Origin of the sequence: Microbacterium thalassium (assembly GCF_014208045.1) — a bacterium.
Lineage (GTDB): Bacteria > Actinomycetota > Actinomycetes > Actinomycetales > Microbacteriaceae > Microbacterium > Microbacterium thalassium.
Genome location: NZ_JACHML010000001.1, coordinates 2,267,606 through 2,285,984, shown reverse-complemented (window position 1 = coordinate 2,285,984; position 18,379 = coordinate 2,267,606). Strand labels below are relative to the sequence as shown.

Below are 18,379 nucleotides of genomic sequence, written 5' to 3'. Positions count from 1 at the left end.
CCCTCGTGAGGGAGACCGTCGCGGTGCGCCGGCATCGTCGCCGACAAGGCCGACGATACGTCCGAGACGCAACTGGCTCAAGCATCGCGGGATGCCTTGAGCATGTTGCCAAGAGAAGCGGTCGACGACCGTGCTATCGTTTCGCACTATGAGCGCACTCGATCACGTCGACCTGGAGCTCCTGGCCGCCCTGGCCGACGACCCGCGGGCCACGGTCGTGGCCCTCGCCGATCGCCTCGGCCTCTCGCGCAACACCGTCCAGGCCCGCATGACGCGCCTGGACAAGGCGGGCGTCTTCCTCTCGTACGAGCGTGCCATCTCGTCGAGCGCCCTGGGCTTCCCGCTCGAGGCCGTGCTGAGCGTCACCGTGCGCCAGGCCGACCTGCCCCGCATCGCCGAGGCGCTCGAGCGTGTGCCCGAGATCGTGCAGGCGTACGGGCTGAGCGGTCAGATCGACCTGCTCGTGCACGTGGCGTGCCGCGACACGCAGCACCTGTTCGACACCGATGCGCGCATCCTCGCGATCGAGGGCGTCGAGCGCACCGAGACGTCGCTGGTGATGGGCGAGGTCATCCCGTACCGCGTGCGTCCCCTGCTCGAGCTCGCCGACGACGACCAGTAGCGGTCCGGAGAGCCCCCGCCGTGGCCGGGGCCCTCCGGCGACCTCTACCGCACCTTGAAGTGGAGTCCGGCGGCGATCACGCCGCCCGATCCCGGGTCGGAGACGACGGTCGCCGGCTGCGCCGGCACGACCGGCCCGTCCGACGGCAGCGCCGCGAACCCGAGCAGGCCGCCCATCAGGGCGATCCCGACGACGGGCAGCACGAAGCGCGGCGACCGCAGCGGCACACGTGACCGCCGGCGGGCACCGCTGCTCGTGTGCCCCTGTGTGGCGCTCTCGGCTCGCCGGGCCATGCTCCGCCGCCGCTCCGCGTCGCGTGCGAGGTCGGCCGCCCGGTGCTGCGACAGTCCGTATCCGACCGATGTCGTGTAGTCCATGATCCGCTCCCTTCACCTGGCGCCGGCTGCGGGTCAGCGCGGCGTCGTGGCTCCCACGCTCGTACCGGGGGGTATTCGTCCGGTCGCGAGCGGTATTCGTCGGGTATTCATCGAATGCCGGGGGCGTTGACGCGGGGCGAGAGCGCGACGAACATGAGCGCCATGGCCATCGACGTGCTGGGGCCGGTGAACGTCGGAGCCGCTTCGCTGCACCCGCGGGAGCGGTCGGTATTGGTCGCGCTGGTCGTGCGCGACGGCAATCCGATCGCCGCCGAGGACCTCGCCGAGGCGATCTGGACGGACGCGGATCGGCCCGCAACCTGGAACAAGCAGATCCAGCAGGCGGTCGCCCGTCTCCGCAAGGCGCTCGGCGCGGAGCGCATCGTCACGACGACGTCCGGATATCACCTCGACGTCGATCCGGAGGAGATCGACGCCAAGCGATTCCAGGCGCTCGTGGTGCGCGCTCGTGAACACCACCTCGACCGCGAGCCGGCGCGGGCCGTGGACGGATACCGTCGCGCACTCGCGCTGTGGCGCGGCACACCCTACGACGAGCTCGGATCGTGGCCCGAGGCGGCAGCCGCGGCATCCGATCTCCAGCATCTGCGCGTGGAAGCGGCGGAGGGCCTCCTGCGAGCACGACTCGACGCCGGGGACGCGATCGGCGTGGTCCCCGAAGCCGAGCGACTCGTGCGGGACGAGCCGCTGCGGGAGTCCCGGTGGTCGCTGCTCGCGTTGGCCCTGTACCGCGCCGGCCGGCAGGCAGACGCTCTCGCGGTGCTCCGATCCGCCCGCGAGCGCCTTGCCGATGAACTCGGTGTCGATGCGAGCAGGGAGATCACCGACCTCGAGACGGCGATCCTCCAGCACGACGGTGCTCTCGACGACACACTCTCGGTGACGCAGACGCGCACGGACTGCCCGTATCGCGGCCTCGGCACCTATCAGGAGAACGACGCCGCCGATTTCTTCGGTCGAGAGGACGAGGTCGCCGCCGCCGCGCGACGGCTCGACGACACCGGCTTCCTCGTCGTCACCGGCGCATCCGGATCGGGGAAGTCCTCCCTGGTGCGGGCGGGTCTTGTGCCCTCGCTGCGGCGCCGGGGTCGGCGGATCCTGGTCCTCGGACCCGGGCCCGCGCTCGTCGATGCATTGCGGGACGCGACCGGCCCGGGTCAACCGTCCGATGTGATCGTCGTCGACCAGTTCGAAGAGGTCCTCGAGTCGGGCGATGGCGTCGGAGCGGATGTCGCCGCACTGCTCGCCGCCTTCGTCCGCGACGGCGGCAAGTCGATCCTCACGGTGCGCTCGGACTTCCTCGACCAGACCGCGGCCGACGCGTCGCTGGGACCGCTGATGTCCGAGAGCGTGGTCGTGGTCTCCCCCATGAGCACGGACGATCTGCGTCGCGTCATCGAGGAGCCTGCCGCGCGCGCAGGGCTCAAGCTTGAGCCGGGCCTGGTCGAGCTCATGCTCCGTGATGCCGCCGACTCGCCCGGCGTGCTGCCCCACCTCTCGCATGCGCTGGCCGAGACGTGGGTGCGCCGGGAAGGTCCGGTGCTCACCGTTGCCGGCTACGAGGCGACGGGCGGCATCGGCGGCGCCATCGCGCAGTCGGCCGATCGCCTGTTCTCGGAACTGGACGCCGTCGATCAGGAGCTGTGCCGAACGACGCTGCTGCGCCTGGTCGCCCTCGCCCCCGACGGACTTCCCGTCCGGCGCCGCATCACCGCAGCCCCACTGCGCGAAGACCCTTCGCGGGCGCGGCTCTTCGAGCAGCTCACCCACGCACGCCTGCTGAGCGTCGAGGGCGACTCGGTCGCCCTCGCACACGAGTCGCTCACACGAGCGTGGCCGCGGTTCCGCGGCTGGGTGCGCGAAGGCGCCGAGGACCTCGCCGTGCTGGGCAGCATCCAGTCCGGCGCCGAAGAATGGGATGCCGACGGGCGCGCGGACGAGGACCTCGCGCGGGGAGCACGACTCCAGGCGATGCTCGAGCTGCGCGAACGGGTCGATCCCAGCCTCACGTCGGTCGAGGCCGCGTTCGTCGACGCATCCGCCGCGCACGAACAGGACGAGAAGCGAGCGCTCGCCGAGGCGGCAGCGGCCGAGCGCCGACAGAACCGTCGACTGCGGTTCGCCATAGGCGGAGTCGTGGGCATGCTCGTGATCGCGCTGGTCGCGGGCGGCCTCGCGCTGCGCAGCGCCTCGAGCGAGGCCGCAACGGCCGAGGACGCCCGCATCGATGCGATGACGAACGAGTCCTCGGCGCTTCAGGGCTCGAACAGGATCGCTTCTGCCCTGATCGCCGCCGAGGCCTACCAGCGATGGCCTGAGGATCCGCGCACACGCGGCCAGCTGCTTGCCGTGCTCGCGTCGGCGGACGGCGTCGAGAACATGTTCGTGCCGGGGACCACCGAACGGATAGGCTCCGCGATGATCCCCGGTACCGACACGGCGCTGGTGCTTCGCGATCGGCGGTACCCGGAGATCCGGAACGTCGACACCGGGGAACTGGTTCGCACGTTCGACATCCAGCTTCCAAAGCCCTTCAGCGTCCGCCGTCCGTTCGTCAAGGTCAGCGCCGACGGATCCATCGCCACCGTCATGACCGACCACCTGAAGCCGGATGCCGAGGACCTGTCGACGCTGGAAGCGTTCGGGTCCTGGTTCACGGTGATCGATCTGACGTCCGGGCGGATGATCGGAGACGAGCCCACACTCCTCGAGCGATGGGTGAACGCCTACTCCCTCAGCCCCTCCGGTCGCTACGCGGCCTACGTCCCCGCGGACGGCGGACTCGTGATCGTGGATGTTCCGAATGCCGCCGTGCGCTTCGAACCGGAGATCGCCGTCGAAGACGAACCCGCCATCGAGTTCGCCGGAGCCGTCGGCTTCGCCGCAGACGACACCATGCTGGTCGGAACGGCGTCGGGCGAGCTCCTGTCGGTGGACCCCGACACATTCGAGGTCACACGCGCCGTCGCCATTCCCGAGGGGACCGCGGACCTCGAGGTCACCGGCTTGGCGGACGGCAGCGTGATCGCATGCGGTGCGGTCGGCGCGGTCCGCGTGGATGCGCGAGGCACGCTGCTGTGGAAGCAGGAGTTTCCGGAGGGATGCAGGCAGATCGCCGCCTCGCCGGACACGGACACCGTCTACATCAACGACTTCGCGGTCGGGATCACCGAGCGTCGGCTGGACACGGGCGCACCGACCGGTCGAACCCTCGACTATCAGATCGGGGATCCAGGCGAGATCTGGGTGCGCAGCGATGGGAACGAGCTTCTCTTCTTCAGTGCGGTGTCACCGAGCATCGGCCGCTGGCGGCTCGACGGGGCGCTGGGATCTGGAGAGCTCGTCGCACCGGATCTCGCCGTGAACGCGGGCTTCGATCCGAGCGGCGAATGGGCGCTCTTGGAGGAAGCCGGCGTCCCTTGGGGAGAGAGCCGGGAGTTCGTCGTGTGGCGGCCCGCGGACGGCACGATCGCCCTGCGGCTCTCGGGCACCCGAGCGTACTGGGCGGGAAGCGGGATCGTACGCACGGTGACCGAGGAGCGCGAGAACTACTACTACGACGTCGCCACCGGCGACTCGTGGCCCGCACCGGTTCACGATTATGAGCGAACCGCCGAGGAGTTCACCTCCGCCGAGGTCGGAACGAGCCGCGCAGGTGACGTGACGTACGACTTGGACTGCTGTGTGGGAGTCGTCACTGCGCTCGACCCGCGCACCGGCGAATCCTTGGGGATCGAGTTCACCCGACGCGGCCCGGCGCTGTTCGCGAGCACCACCGTCGACGGCGACACCGTCGTCTTCTCGGGCTACGACGACGAGAACGGCGACTGGCAGCTGTCCGTGCACGACGCCGCGACAGGCGAGGTCCTCGCAGATGCACACGATGCTGACTACGCCGCGAGCGTCATGACCGCGGACGAGCGGATCATCGCCGGATTCAACACGCGCCTGGTCGTGCTCGACCTCGAGCTCGAACCGGTGTCGGAGCTCCCCGCACTGCCGTCCGGGACGCTCCGCGACCTGGAGGTGTCCACAGACGACCGCACACTCGTCGCGATGACTGGGGACCGGGTCGCCGTCTACGACCTCGCCGCGGGCGTGATGCTCGGCGAACCTCTGCCGACGGCGCAGAACCGGGAGTTCGCCGCCACGCTCGATCCGTCCGGGGGCTGGCTGCTCGCGAACACCAGCGCAGGCGTCGTCCGCTGGTCTCTGGATCCCGCGACGTGGCTCGACCAGGTGTGCAAGGTGGCCGGAAGGAACTTCACCGCCCTCGAGTGGGACACGCACATGTCGGATCTCGGCGACTATCGCGATACCTGCCGATTCCCCGAGGAGTAGCGCACTACGGAGCCGCCCAGGCTCATCACATCGTGAATCGAGCCCCGAGTGAGCCGCTCGCGGCATGCGGCGGTCGGCGGTCGGCGGTCGAGGTACTCGGCTTCCCACGCTCATACGGGTGTGCATCCGTGGGGATCCGAGCAGTATGCGTCCGGTATGCGGCCTCGACGGGTGTTGTTGACCCCGACCTATACCGGGACGAACATGGCCGCCATGTCCATCGACGTTCTGGGGCCGATGCGCGTCGAGACGGCGCGGCTGTATCCGCGAGAGCTGGCCGTGCTCGCCGCGCTCGTCGTGCGCGACGGGCAGCCCATCACCGCGCAGGAGCTCGCCGAGGTCGTGTGGCCCGACACCGAACCTCCCGCCACCTGGAACAAGCAGGTCCAGGCCGCGATCGCACGGCTCCGCAAGACGCTCGGCGCGGGACGCATCGTCACGACCGCCGTGGGATACCACCTCGACATCGACCCGGAGGAGATCGACGCCCGCCGCTTCGAATCGCTCGTGTCGCGGGCGCGCGACCTGCACCGCGCGGACGAGCCCGATCGCGCGGCGGCCGCGTTCGGCAAGGCGCTGGAGCTGTGGCGAGGACGGCCCTATGAAGAGATCTCGGCGTGGCCGGAGGCGGCGGCCGCGGCATCCGACCTCGAACACGTGCGCGTCGAGGCGACCGAGGCGATGCTCCGCGCCCGCCTCGACGCCGGCGACGCGGCCGGCGTCATCCCGGATGCCGAACGCCTCGTCCGCGACGAGCCGCTGCGCGAGTCGCGCTGGACCCTCCTCGCACTCTCCTGCTACCGCGCCGGACGCCAGGCCGACGCCCTCGCCGTCCTCCGATCCGCGCGCGAACGACTCGCCGACGAACTCGGCGTCGACGCGGGCCACGAGCTCCGGCAGCTCGAAGCCGCCATCCTGCAGCAGGACGACTCCCTCGACACGGGACCGTCGGCGACCCCGACGCGTGCCGACTGCCCGTACCGCGGGCTCGGGACCTACCAGGAAGGCGACGCCGGCGACTATTTCGGCCGCGAGGACGAGATCGCGACCGCTGCCCGCAGGCTCGACGCCACGGGGCTGCTGATCGTCACGGGAGCATCCGGCTCGGGCAAGTCCTCCCTCGTGCGCGCGGGTGTCGTGCCCTCGCTGCGGCGACGCGGGCGGCGCGTCCTCGTCCTCGGTCCCGATCCCGCGATCGCCGAGACCCTGCGCAGCGCGATCGAAGCCCGGACCTCGACGGACGCCGTCGTCGTCGATCAGTTCGAAGAGGTGCTCGAGGGCGGCGCCGCCGTCGGCGCCCAGGTCGCCGCCATGCTCGCGGCGTTCGTCCGCGACGGGGGCAAGGCGATCGTCACGGTGCGCTCGGACTTCCTCGACCGCTGCGCCGCCGACCCGTCACTCGGCCCGCTCATGTCGGAGAGCGTGCTCGTCGTCTCGCCCTTGGGCGACGACGACCTGAGGCGAGTCGTCGAGGAGCCCGCCGCGCGAGCCGGGCTGCGCCTCGAGCCCGGACTGGTCGAATTGATGTTGCGGGATGCCGCCGGCGCAACGGGTGTCCTTCCCCATCTCTCGCACGCGCTCGCCGAGACCTGGGTTCGCCGTGAAGGGCGCGTTCTCACGGTCGCCGGATACGAGGCCACCGGCGGCATCGACGGCGCCATCGCGCAGTCGGCCGACCGCCTGTACGCAGGACTGGACACCGCGGACCAGGAGCTGTGCCGCTCCACGCTCCTCCGGCTCGTCGCCCTCGCTCCGGACGGTCTTCCGGTTCGACGACGACTGCTCACGGCGCCGCTGCGAGACGACCCCGCCCATGCTCGGCTGTTCGGGCAGCTCGCCCACGCGCGGCTGCTGAGCGTCGAGGGCGACTCGGTCGTCCTCGCCCACGAGTCCCTCACCCGCGCGTGGCCGCGCTTCCGCACCTGGGTGCAGGACGGCGCGGAGGATCTCACCGTCCTCGGCCACCTCGAAACCGGAGCACAGGCGTGGGACGAAGGCGGCCGCCACGACGACGACCTCGCGCGCGGCGTTCGACTGCAGGCGATGCTCGACCTTCGCGAGCGGATCGACCCGAGCCTGACACCGACCGAGGTCGCGTTCGTCGAGGCGTCGGCCGCGCATGAGAAGGACGAGAAGCGAGCGCTCGCCGAGGCGGCCGCTGCCGAGCGCCGCCAGAATCGGCGCCTGCGGCTCGCGATCGCGGGGGTCGCGGTCGTCGCGGTCGTCGCCATCGTCACGGGCGGGCTCGCCGTCCGCAGCGCCGTCGGAGAGGCCGCCGCTGCCGAGAGCGCCCGCATCGACGCCCTCGCGAACGAGACGCGTGCGCTCCGCGACACCGACCGAACGGTCGCGGCGCTGCTCGCGGCCGAGGCGTACCGGCGTTGGCCGGATGACGCTCGGGCCCGGGGGATGCTGCTCGGCCTTCTCGGCTCCGATGCCGGCGCCGTGGAGAGCGTCTTCATACCGGACACCGAGCAGCGCGTCGGCGGCGCGATCCTTCCCGGCAACGAGACGGCCCTCATCGTCCGGGACGAGCAGTATGTCGACGTCAGGGATGTGCGCACCGGTGGACTCATCCGCTCGCTGGATATCGCACTGCCCCCCAGCGGGAGCCCGCGACGACCTTTCGTGACCGTCACGCCCGACGGGAAGACGGCCGTCATCACGGACGACGCCGAGATCTCCGCGGAGGGCGAGTACGGGAGCGTTCTCTCGGTCATCGACCTCGAATCGGGATCGATGCCCTTCGCACCGCTCACCCTCGAACGGTCCCTGGGCAACTACGCGCTGAGCCCCGCGGGCAACTATGCGGCGTACATCGACGACTTCGAAGGCGATCTCGTCGTCATCGATCTCCGCAATGGAGAAGTGCGAACGCGCGAGTCGGTGGCCCCGGGGTGGAACGGCACCGGTGATTGGCAGGGGTCGATCGCCTTCGTGGACGGCATGATGGTCGCGGGCATGATCGACGACCGGCTGATCACGCTGGACCCGAACACTCTCGACATCGTCGACAGCAGGCCGGCACCCGGCATGTACATCAGCACGAGGCTCCTGCCGCTCGACGACGGTGGGTTCGTCGCCGTCGGCCACCTGGGGATCGTCAGGCTCGACGCCGAGGGCGGGATCGTGTGGCAGCAGGACGAGGTCTACGGGATCCCCTGCATCTATCCGGCGGTCGCGGAGGACACGGGACGCTTGTACTGCGGTGATGTGGACGGACTCATCGAGGAGCGCGATCTCGAGACCGGAGAGCGCACGGGCCTGCGGCTCGACTATCAGCTCGGCGCAACCGGCGAGCTCACGGTCACCGACGACGACGAGCTGCTCATCATGAGCGCGGTGTCGCCGAGCATCGGACGCTGGCAGCTGTCGGGGACGCCGCGCTCGGTGACAGAAGTCGAGGTGCCCGGCTACTCCGTGACCGGCTTCGACCCGAGCGGGCAGTATCTGCTCATCGAGCCGGAAGGGGCGCCTCTCCCCGACATCCGATACGAGGTGCGTGACGCCCTCACGAACGAGACGGTGCACGAGTTCACCGCGAGCGTCGCCTACTGGGTGGGCTCGGGCATCATCCGGACCGTGACAGGCGACCGGGAGAACTACTACATCGACGTCGCTGCCGGGACCGAGGTCCCCGCCGACCTCCATGACCATCAGCGCTCCGAGCCGTACACGTGGGCGGAGCCGAGGACCAGCCGCGACGGCACGGTCTTCTACGACATGGCGTGCTGCTCGGGCGAGGTCGAAGCGATGGATCCGTCCTCTCACGAGCCGATCGACGTGAGCTTCCAGATCGCCGGGCCCGGATACGACGCCGCCACGAACGAGGACGGATCGCGCGTCGCGTTCCTGTCGTCGAACGACGATCCCGATGCCGTCTCCGGCAGCTGGGTCGGGGTCTTCGATGCATCCACGGGCGAGCAGCTGGCCGAGTCCTCCCCGCCCGACGCGGCGGCGATCGCCATGACCTCGGACGCGCGTGTCATCGTCGGCGGGTACGGGTCCCTCGTCGTCATGGATGAGCGCTTGGAGCCCCTGGAGGTCCTCCCCGCCCCCGCGGGCGAGCTCTACCAGCTCGCACTGTCGGCGGACGACTCGATCATGGTCGCGGGGACGCGAGACCCGGCCGTCGCCGTCTACGACCTCGAGGCGGGCCGGCTGCTCGGCGACCCGATCCCCGCCATCCATTCCCTCACGGGCGTCGTGGTCGACCTCGATCCGTCCGGTGATTCCATGCTCGTGAGCATGCCTGCGGGCGTCGTGCGGTGGAGCCTGGACCCCGACGTCTGGTTCGAGCAGGTATGCCGCATCGCCGGCCGCAACCTGACCCAGGCCGAGTGGGACACCCATCTCTCCCCGGTCGGCGAATACCGCGAGACCTGCACGTTTCCCACCGAATAGGCGCCTAGGGCGCCGGCACCACCGCCGCCGGGCCCTGCGGCGTGCCCGCGCTGTCGGCATCCATGCGCACAGCGACGACGCCGAGCAGGACCAGCGCGCCGCCGAGGAACTGGATCGGCGCGGGGGTCTCCCCCAGCAGCAGCCACGCGAAGCCGAGGGCGAACAGCACCTCGCCGAGCCCGACGAACGAGGCCAGACGCGAGCCGATGCGCGGCACCGCCATGACGCCGAACGCGTAGCCGACAGCGGTCGACGCGGTCGCCACCCACAGCAGCGGCACGAACCACGGCACCTCCATGCCGGCGACGACAACGCTCACGGCCGGCGCGGCGAACGGGATGATGCCGGTGACGCCGAGGAGGATCGTCACCGCCGCCCCGATCAGCAGGCCGCCGGCCGCGAGGGCGAGCGGCGGCAGATCGTCGCCCGTGCGCTCCGAGATCACGAAGTACGCCGCCGCGCACACCGCCGCACCGAGGGCGAACAGCGTGCCGAGGGCGTCGAAGCGGGCGCCGGCGAGGTCGATGACCAGCACGAGGCCGGCCATCGCGACCGCCGACCCGCCGATCACGAGGTTCGAGGGCCGCCGCCGCGTTCGCAGCCAGACCCACACCACCACGAGCACCGGCGCGATGTACTGGATCAGCAGCGCCACGGCCACCGGCATCCGCTGCATGGCCGAGAAGTAGAACAGCTGGCAGCCCATGACGCCGGTCAGCGCGAAGCCGACCAGCAACACGCCGTGCCGGCGGACGAACCCGCGCTGCCGGATGAGGACGCGCACGAGGGCGGGCGCGAGGACGAGCCCCGCCACGCCCATGCGCACGGCGAGCACCGACGTGAGCGACCATCCCGCCTCGAACAGCGGCTTGACCAGGGGTCCGCTGGACGAGAACGCCAGCGCCGAGCCGAGGGCCATGACCAGACCCGATGTGAGGCCGCGGGATACGGGAAGGGCGGGGACGATCGCGATCGGCGCGGTCGACGTGCTCATGGGGCCGTCCGGGGTGTCAGGAGTGAAACGTGCTTACACTGGTGACAGTACTGCCGATGATTGTCAGGAGTCAACATGGTTTTCGGTCGTGACACGCGGGATGCCCTGGCGGCCGCTGTCGACCTCGTGAACACCCTGCCGGCGACCGACACCGAGCGCCTGGACACGCTCGGCGACGTCGCGGCGCTCGACCGCTATCTCGCCGTCCACCCGTACTCGGGGCACATCGACCGCGACCTCGACGAACTCGCCTCCGTGCGCGCCATCCGCCCGCGCCTGCGCGAACTGTGGCTGGTCGATCGCGAGGGCGCGGTGCCGCTGGTCACCGCCATGCTGCGCGACGGCGAGGCCATGCCGCAGCTCGCGATCCACGACGAGTACGACTGGCACATCCACGCCACTCCCCCGCACGCGCCGCTGGCCACCCGCATCCTCGTCGAGGCGGCGATGGCGTTCGTCGACATCATCCGCGCCGACGAGTACGAGCGGGTCCGCGTGTGCGCGGCCGACGACTGCCTGAGCGTCTACATCGACTATTCGAAGAACCGGTCGAAGCGCTACTGCGACACCGGCAACTGCGGCAACCGCATGAACGTCAACGCGTATCGCCGCCGCAAGGCCCGCGAGGCGGTCAGCGGGGACTGACCTCGCCCAGGAAGTCCTCGATGGCGGATGCCGCTTCGGCCGGCGTCTCGTAGTGGATGAGGTGGCCCACGTCGGGGATCTCGACGAGACGCGAGTCGGCGAAGAGGGCGTGCAGCTCGCGCTCCTTCTCGATCGGCGTGATGTCGTCGCGCTCGGCGGCGACCAGCAGCGTCGGCACATCGATGCGGCCCGCGAATTCGCGCACGTCGTGCGACACGCTCGTGACGAACGCCTCGCGCAGCACGTCGCGGTCGGTGAAGCGCGAGAAGTAGGTGTCGTGCTGGTCGTGCACGAACGCGCGGATGCCCTTGTCGCGCGTCTTCGCCATCGTCTCGCTCATCACCCGCACGATCAGGCCGTTGCGCAGCAGAGCGGTGCCGAGGCTCTCGGGCAGGCGGGCGCCGAGCGCGTAGTACAGGATCGCGAGACGCGTCATGATGCCGCGAGGCCCCTCGAGAGCGGGCGCGCCGATGGGATTCACCAGGATGAGCGCACGCGTGTCGAGTCCGCCCGCGACGGCCGCGGCCGACACGATCGAGCCGAAGGAGTGCCCGAGCACGACGGCGTCCGGCGCCGCCGCGGCGTGGAACGCGGTCAGCCACTCGGCGTATGCCGCGACGTCGTGCGCGCGCCCCGGAAGCGGCGCCGTCTCGCCGAACCCGGGAAGGTCGGGCATGACGACGCGGATGCCGGGAAGGTGCGCGACGACCGGCTCGAGGCCGTGATGCTCGCCGCGGAACCCGTGCACGGCGAGGACCGTGACCGGGGCGTCGTGGGGACCGTAGGTCCAGTACGCCGTCGTCCCGCCCAGCACGTCGACCTCGTCTCGACGGACCGGGACGTCCGCGAGACGCGCGGCGTAGGGGTTCGCGGTCGGCACCCGTCGAGTCTACGAGCCGTCGTGCTGAAGGCTCGCCGTGCGCTTCGCACGCGATGTCGGATGCCGGGCATACCGTGGGCGGCATGGAACCGTGGCAGCCCGAGCCGCTCCCCCTCTTCGACGTTCCCGAGTGGACGAGCGCCGTCGGCGTCTTCGACCTCGAGACGACGGGCATCGACGTCGGGCGCGACCGCATCGTGACGGCGCACGTCGGGATGCTCGATGCGTCCGGCAGCGTGACCCGTGCGCAGGACTGGCTGGCCGATCCCGGCGTCGAGATCCCGGTCGGTGCCACGGCGGTGCACGGGATCACGACCGAGCGGGCCCGGCGAGAGGGCCGACCCGCCGGCGAGGTGGTGACCGAGGTCGTCGCCGCCCTGCGAGCGCTGCTCGATGCCGGGGTTCCGGTCGTCGCGTACAACGCGCCGTACGACTTCTCGCTCCTCAAGCACGAGGCGGTCCGCCACGGCATCGCCCCGATCATCGATCCGTCGCCGGTCATCGATCCGCTCGTCGTCGACAAGGCGTACGACCGGTACCGGCGCGGCAAGCGCACGCTCGAGGTCGTCGCGGCGCACTACGCCGTCCGCCTCGACGGCGCCCACGACGCGTCGGCCGACGCCGTCGCCGCGGGCCGCGTCGCCCAGGCGATCGCGGAGCGGTTCGCGGATTCGCTGCCGCCGACCGCGGCCGAGCTGCACACGCGACAGGTGTCGTGGGCGCGGGCGCAGGCCGACAGCCTCACCGAGTACTTCGTCCGCATCGGGAGGATCGACCCCGACGACACCGTCGACGGCCGCTGGCCGATCCGCTGACGCGCAGGCTCCCGCCGCAGCGCAACGACCCCGGAGACGACGAAAGGCCCCGCCGAAGCGGGGCCTTTCGGAAGCGGCTTACTTGCCGAAGTTCTTGAAGCGCTTGTTGAACTTCTCGACGCGACCGGCCGAGTCCATGATGCGCTGCTTGCCCGTGTAGAACGGGTGCGAAGCCGACGAGATCTCGACGTCGATGACGGGGTACTCGACGCCGTCGACCTCGACCGTCTTGTCGCTCGTGACGGTGGAGCGGGTGAGGAACAGCTCGCCGGAACCGAGGTCGCGGAACACGACGGCCTGGTACTCGGGGTGGATGTCAGTCTTCATGGGAGTCCTTTGGAAGTGGTGCCCTGGATTTTGCCAGGACGGACAAAGTCTGTCGGTGCGAGTGCACCAAAGAGCAAGTCTACCAGCCGGATGCCGGGAACGCGGAATCGCCCGCGCGTGGGATCAGCGCGTCGCGGAGCTCATCGCGTCTCGGGGGCTCAGAGCGTCGCGCGGGCGGCGTACCGGCCGCCCTCCTGGTTCAGCGTGATCGGCAGCCCGAACGTCTCGGTGAGCGCTTCGGCCGTCAGCGTCTCGGCGATCGGGCCCGCGGCGACCACGGTCCCCTCGTTGATCAGGAGGACGTGCGTGAAGCCGACCGGGATCTCCTCGACGTGGTGCGTGACCATGATCATCGCCGGCGTCGTCGGAGCCTGCGCGTAGCCGCTGAGCAGCGCCACGAGCTCCTCGCGGGCGCCGAGGTCGAGGCTCGCGGCCGGCTCGTCCAGCAGCAGCAGCTCGGGGTCGGTCATGACGGCGCGGGCGATCTGAACGCGCTTCTGCTCGCCGTCGCTCAGCGTCCCGAACGTCCGGTCGGCGAGCTCGTCGAGGTGCCACTCGGCGAGCACGCGCAGCGCACGACGCTCGTCGATGTCCTCGTAGTCCTCGTGCCAGCGGCCGAGCACCGAGTAGGCGGCGGTCAGCACGACGTTCAGGACGGTCTCGTCGGCGGGGATGCGCCGCGCCATCGCGGTCGACGCGAATCCGATGCGCGGGCGAAGCTCGAACACGTCCGAGCGGCCCAGCCGCTCACCGAGGACGTCGACCTTTCCGGACGTCGGGTGGATGGTCGTGGCGGCCAGCTGGAGCAGCGTGGTCTTGCCCGCTCCGTTGGGTCCGAGGATGACCCAGCGCTCGTCGTCGGCGACCTGCCAGTCGAGGTGATCGACGATGTCTTTGGCGTTTCGGCGGACGACGACGTCGGAGAACTCGATCACCTGGGGCATGGCATAGAGCCTACCGGCCGGGCGCGGCGACCTCGGCGTACAGCGCCTCGGTCTGCTCGGCGATGCGCTGCCAGCTGAACTCCTCCGATGCGCGGCGGCGCCCCGCCTCGCCGTAGGCTGCGGCGCGCTCGGGATCCGACACGACCTCGGTCAGCACCGCGGCCAGGTCGGCGACGAACCGCTCGGGGTCGATGGGCGTCCCCGTGCCGTCCTGCATCTGATCGATCGGCACGATGCGGCCGGTCTCGCCGTCGACGACGACCTCGGGGATGCCGCCCGTGCCGGTGCCGACCACGGCCGCGCCGCACGCCATGGCCTCGAGGTTGACGATGCCCAGGGGCTCGTACACCGACGGGCAGACGAACGTCGTCGCGGCGGTGAGGATCGCGCACAGCTCGTGACGGGGCAGCAGCCGGTCGATCCAGACCACGCCCTCCCGCGTCGCCTGCAGTCCCTTCACGAGGTCCTCGACCTCGGCGAGGATCTGCGGAGTGTCGGGCGCTCCCGCGCACAGGACCAGCTGGACGTCCTCAGGCAGGCGCTCGGCCGCGCGGAGCAGATACGGCAGGCCCTTCTGGCGCGTGATGCGGCCGACGAAGACCACCGACGGGCGCGTCGGGTCTATGCCCATCTCGGCCAGCAGCGCGTCGTCCTGGACCGGATGCCAGGCCTGCGTGTCGATGCCGTTGTAGATGACGCGCACCTTGGCCGGGTCGAGGGCCGGGTAGCTGCGCAGGATGTCGTCGCGCATGCCGTTGCTGACCGCGACGATCGCCGCCGCACCCTCGTAGGCCGTCTTCTCGATGTAGCTCGAGACGGCGTAGCCGCCGCCGAGCTGCTCGGCCTTCCAGGGCCGCAGCGGCTCGAGGCTGTGCGCCGTGATGACGTGCGGGATGCCGTGCAGCAGCGACGACAGATGGCCGGCGAAGTTCGCGTACCAGGTGTGGCTGTGCACGACGTCGGCGCCGGCGACATCGCTCACGATCGCGAGGTCGGTGCCCAGCGTCTGGATCGCGCCGTTCGCGGCCGCGAGTTCGGCGGGCACGCCGTAGTTGGCCGTGTCCTCCTCGTCGCGCGGACCGCCGAAGGCGCGCACCTGCACCTCGATCGCGGCTCGCAGGGCCTTCACGAGCTCGGTGACGTGGACTCCCGCACCGCCGTAGATCTCCGGCGGGTACTCCTTGGTGACGATGTCGACGCGCATGTCTCGAACGCTAGTACAGACGCGGGTTCTTCACACGCGGGCACAACCCCGTGCGTAGAGCGTCGGTTGGGTTCTAGGGTGGAGCCATGCCTGCAGTGCCGAAGGTCTTTGGAATCATCCTCGCCGGGGGCGAGGGCAAGCGTCTCATGCCGCTCACGGCGGATCGCGCGAAGCCGGCGGTGCCCTTCGGGGGCCAGTACCGCCTCATCGACTTCGCGATCTCGAACCTGATCAACTCCGAACTGCGGCAGATCGTCGTGCTGACGCAGTACAAGTCGCACAGCCTCGACCGTCACGTGTCGCAGAACTGGCGCATGTCGCCGCTGCTCGGTGCGTACGTCGCGTCGGTGCCGGCGCAGCAGCGGCTCGGCAAGCGGTGGTTCACCGGGTCGGCCGACGCGATCCTGCAGTCGATGAACCTCATCAACGACGAGAAGCCCGACATCGTCGTCGTGATCGGCGCCGACCACGTGTACCGCATGGACTTCCGCCAGATGCTCGAGGCCCACATCGAGTCGGGAGCGCGGGCGACCGTGGCCGGCATCCGTCAGCCGATCTCGATGGCCAACCAGTTCGGCGTCATCGACGTCGACAAGGACGACCCCGCCAAGATCAACGAGTTCCTCGAGAAGCCGCAGGATGCCGTGGGCCTCGCCGACGCCCCCCACGAGATCCTCGCATCGATGGGCAACTACATCTTCGACACCGATGCCCTCATCGAGGCGGTCGAGGCCGACGGCGAGCTCCCGACCTCGAACCACGACATGGGCGGCGACATCATCCCGTATTTCGTCGACCGCGGCGAAGCGGGCGTCTACGACATGAAGCGCAACGAGGTGCCCGGGTCGACCGACCGCGACCGGGCCTACTGGCGCGACGTCGGGACGATCGACTCGTTCTTCGACGCGCACCGCGATCTCATCTCGACGCTCCCGGTGTTCAACCTCTACAACATGGAGTGGCCCATCCACTCGCAGGCGGTCAACTCGCCGCCGGCGAAGTTCGTGCGCGACTCGGTCGGGCGCATCGGCAACGCCATCGACTCCATCGTGTCGCTCGGCTCGGTCCTGTCGGGCACGCACCTCGAGCGCAGCGTCGTGGGCCCGTGGACCCTCGCCGGCGGCGGATCGACGATCACCGACTCGGTCCTGTTCGACCGCATCACGATCGGCGCGGGCGCCCGCATCCACCGGGCCATCCTCGACAAGAACGTCGTGCTCGAGGACGGCGCGACCGTCGGCGTCGACCGCGAGCGGGACATCGCCCGCGGGTTCACCGTCACCGACTCGGGGATCACGATCGTCGGCAAGGGCGTGCGCATCGAGCGCTGACCCGGCGCCGTCCTGCCCGCCGCGCGCGCGGCGCTAGCGTGGAGTCCATGCCTTCGACGCCCGCGCGCTTCCTCGTCGTCCTCGACGCCGACTCCACCCTCATCCGCAACGAGGTCATCGAGCTCATCGCCGACGAGGCGGGGCGCGGGGCCGAAGTGGCGGCCGCGACCGAGGCGGCGATGCGCGGCGAGGTCGACTTCGCCACCAGTCTGCGCTCGCGCGTGCAGGCCCTCGCCGGCGTGCCGGTCGAGCGGTTCTCGCGGATCCTCGAGCGCATCGAGCCCACGCCCGGCGTCGTGGACCTGATCTCGGGCGTGCACGAGCGCGGCGGACTGGTCGGCGTGGTCTCGGGGGGCTTCCACGAGATCCTCGACGTCGTCGCCCCGTCGCTCGGCGTCGACATGTGGCGCGCCAACCGCCTCACCGTCGAGGGCGGTGTGCTCGCCGGGACCGTCGAGGGGACGATCGTGGATGCGGCCGTCAAGGCCGCGTCGCTGCGCGAGTGGGCGGCCGAGCACGGCGTGCCGTCGTCGCGCACCGTGGCGATCGGCGACGGCGCGAACGACCTGCAGATGATGTCGGCCGCCGGCCTCGGGGTGGCGTTCAACGCAAAGCCGACGGTGCGGGCTCAGGCCGATCTGGTGATCGGCCCCGTCGACCTGCGCGAGGTCCTCCCCCTGCTCCCCTGACGCCTCCGGCGCCGCGATCGGCCCGACCGCCCGTGTCAGAACCCCGGCGTACCGTCTGGGGCATGGACGTGATTCTGATTCCGGGCCTGTGGCTCGACGCCGCGTCATGGGACGCGGTGCTTCCTTCGCTCCGCGCCGCCGGCCACACGCCGCACCCGCTCACGATGCCGGGTGTCGGCGCTCCCGGCCCCGACGTCGTCGACATCGCGATCGACGACTGGGTGGCGGCCGTCGTCGCCGAGATCGATCGATGCGGGTCGGACGTCGCCCTCGTCGGCCACAGCGGCGGCGGGAACGTCGCCTACGGCGCGCTCGACGCCCGCCCCGGTCGCGTCGCGCGCATCGTCTTCCTCGACACCTTCCCTCCCCCGGACGGCTCCGACATCTGGGAGTTCCCCGTCGTGGACGGCGTGATCCCGTTCCCGGGCTGGGACTTCTTCGACGAGGGCGAGGTCGCCGATCTCGACGAGGACACCCGGGTCCGCGCGGGCGCAGGAGCCGCATCCGTCCCGCCGCTCGTGCCCGCGACGCCGCTGCGGCTGCGTGACGAGCGACGTCGCAAGACGCCGGCGACCCTCATCACCACGACGGTTCCCGGCGAGCAGATCCGCGCCTTCATGCGCGACGAGCCGTGGGCGGGCGAGCTGGCGGCGATCGAGGATCTGACGATCGTGCAGCTCCACCCCGCGGGTGAGCCCACGGGCCACTGGCCGCAGTTCTCGATCCCCGACCGGGTGGGTCAGGCGATCGTCGACGCCCTCGGCTGACGCCGGCCGGGCGCGCTG

The 18,379-nt window shown here is 70.6% G+C and carries 14 protein-coding genes; 8 read left to right on the top strand and 6 right to left on the bottom strand.

The genetic code is table 11. The annotated features are described in order from the left end of the window. Positions 1–148 precede the first annotated feature (148 nt). Positions 149–622, top strand: a complete 474-nt coding sequence (locus tag HD594_RS10490; RefSeq protein WP_184750918.1) for an Lrp/AsnC family transcriptional regulator — start codon at positions 149–151, stop codon at positions 620–622. 44 nt (positions 623–666) lie between these two features. On the opposite strand, the gene HD594_RS10485 is transcribed toward HD594_RS10490, so the two are convergent. Then, on the bottom strand, positions 667–999 hold the full coding sequence (locus tag HD594_RS10485) for a hypothetical protein (protein WP_184750917.1): 333 nt from the start codon (positions 997–999) through the stop codon (positions 667–669). A gap of 162 nt (positions 1,000–1,161) precedes the next feature. On the opposite strand from HD594_RS10485, the gene HD594_RS10480 reads away from it, so the two are divergent. Together HD594_RS10480 and HD594_RS10475 are read left to right on the top strand one after the other, a co-directional pair. Then, positions 1,162–5,361 (top strand): nSTAND1 domain-containing NTPase, encoded by a 4,200-nt coding sequence (locus HD594_RS10480; RefSeq protein WP_184750916.1) that lies wholly within the window; start codon positions 1,162–1,164, stop codon positions 5,359–5,361. Between the two features lie 213 nt (positions 5,362–5,574). Next, positions 5,575–9,765, top strand: coding sequence for an nSTAND1 domain-containing NTPase (locus HD594_RS10475; RefSeq protein ID WP_184750915.1), 4,191 nt, complete (start codon positions 5,575–5,577; stop codon positions 9,763–9,765). A 4-nt stretch (positions 9,766–9,769) separates the two neighbouring features. Here the strand turns inward: HD594_RS10475 and HD594_RS10470 are convergent, their stop codons facing one another. Continuing rightward, positions 9,770–10,759 (bottom strand): EamA family transporter, encoded by a 990-nt coding sequence (locus tag HD594_RS10470; protein ID WP_184750914.1) that lies wholly within the window; start codon positions 10,757–10,759, stop codon positions 9,770–9,772. Between the two features lie 75 nt (positions 10,760–10,834). Here HD594_RS10470 and HD594_RS10465 point away from each other — a divergent pair, with 75 nt between their 5' ends. Beyond that, positions 10,835–11,404, top strand: a complete 570-nt coding sequence (locus tag HD594_RS10465; RefSeq protein WP_184750913.1) for a CGNR zinc finger domain-containing protein — start codon at positions 10,835–10,837, stop codon at positions 11,402–11,404. On the opposite strand, the gene HD594_RS10460 is transcribed toward HD594_RS10465, so the two are convergent. Next, on the bottom strand, positions 11,391–12,284 hold the full coding sequence (locus HD594_RS10460) for an alpha/beta fold hydrolase (protein WP_184750912.1): 894 nt from the start codon (positions 12,282–12,284) through the stop codon (positions 11,391–11,393). The genes HD594_RS10465 and HD594_RS10460 overlap by 14 nt on opposite strands. 83 nt (positions 12,285–12,367) lie before the next feature. Between HD594_RS10460 and HD594_RS10455 the strand changes: the two genes are divergently transcribed. Continuing rightward, positions 12,368–13,099, top strand: coding sequence for a 3'-5' exonuclease (locus HD594_RS10455; protein WP_246413979.1), 732 nt, complete (start codon positions 12,368–12,370; stop codon positions 13,097–13,099). A 78-nt stretch (positions 13,100–13,177) separates the two neighbouring features. Here the strand turns inward: HD594_RS10455 and HD594_RS10450 are convergent, their stop codons facing one another. The 3 genes from HD594_RS10450 to glgA all read right to left on the bottom strand — a co-directional run bounded on the left by HD594_RS10450 (position 13,178) and on the right by glgA (position 15,574). After that, positions 13,178–13,426 (bottom strand): type B 50S ribosomal protein L31, encoded by a 249-nt coding sequence (locus HD594_RS10450; protein WP_184750910.1) that lies wholly within the window; start codon positions 13,424–13,426, stop codon positions 13,178–13,180. A gap of 158 nt (positions 13,427–13,584) precedes the next feature. Then, positions 13,585–14,370, bottom strand: a complete 786-nt coding sequence (locus tag HD594_RS10445; RefSeq protein ID WP_184750909.1) for an ABC transporter ATP-binding protein — start codon at positions 14,368–14,370, stop codon at positions 13,585–13,587. 10 nt (positions 14,371–14,380) lie between these two features. After that, the gene (gene glgA / locus HD594_RS10440) at positions 14,381–15,574 is read right to left on the bottom strand and encodes a glycogen synthase (RefSeq protein WP_184750908.1); all 1,194 of its coding nucleotides are present in this window, start codon (positions 15,572–15,574) and stop codon (positions 14,381–14,383) included. Between the two features lie 86 nt (positions 15,575–15,660). Here glgA and HD594_RS10435 point away from each other — a divergent pair, with 86 nt between their 5' ends. The 3 genes from HD594_RS10435 to HD594_RS10425 all read left to right on the top strand — a co-directional run bounded on the left by HD594_RS10435 (position 15,661) and on the right by HD594_RS10425 (position 18,361). After that, positions 15,661–16,905, top strand: a complete 1,245-nt coding sequence (locus HD594_RS10435) for a glucose-1-phosphate adenylyltransferase (protein ID WP_184750907.1) — start codon at positions 15,661–15,663, stop codon at positions 16,903–16,905. A 47-nt stretch (positions 16,906–16,952) separates the two neighbouring features. Next, positions 16,953–17,594 (top strand): phosphoserine phosphatase SerB, encoded by a 642-nt coding sequence (serB, locus tag HD594_RS10430; protein WP_184750906.1) that lies wholly within the window; start codon positions 16,953–16,955, stop codon positions 17,592–17,594. A 62-nt stretch (positions 17,595–17,656) separates the two neighbouring features. Beyond that, on the top strand, positions 17,657–18,361 hold the full coding sequence (locus HD594_RS10425) for an alpha/beta fold hydrolase (RefSeq protein WP_184750905.1): 705 nt from the start codon (positions 17,657–17,659) through the stop codon (positions 18,359–18,361). Positions 18,362–18,379 lie beyond the last annotated feature (18 nt).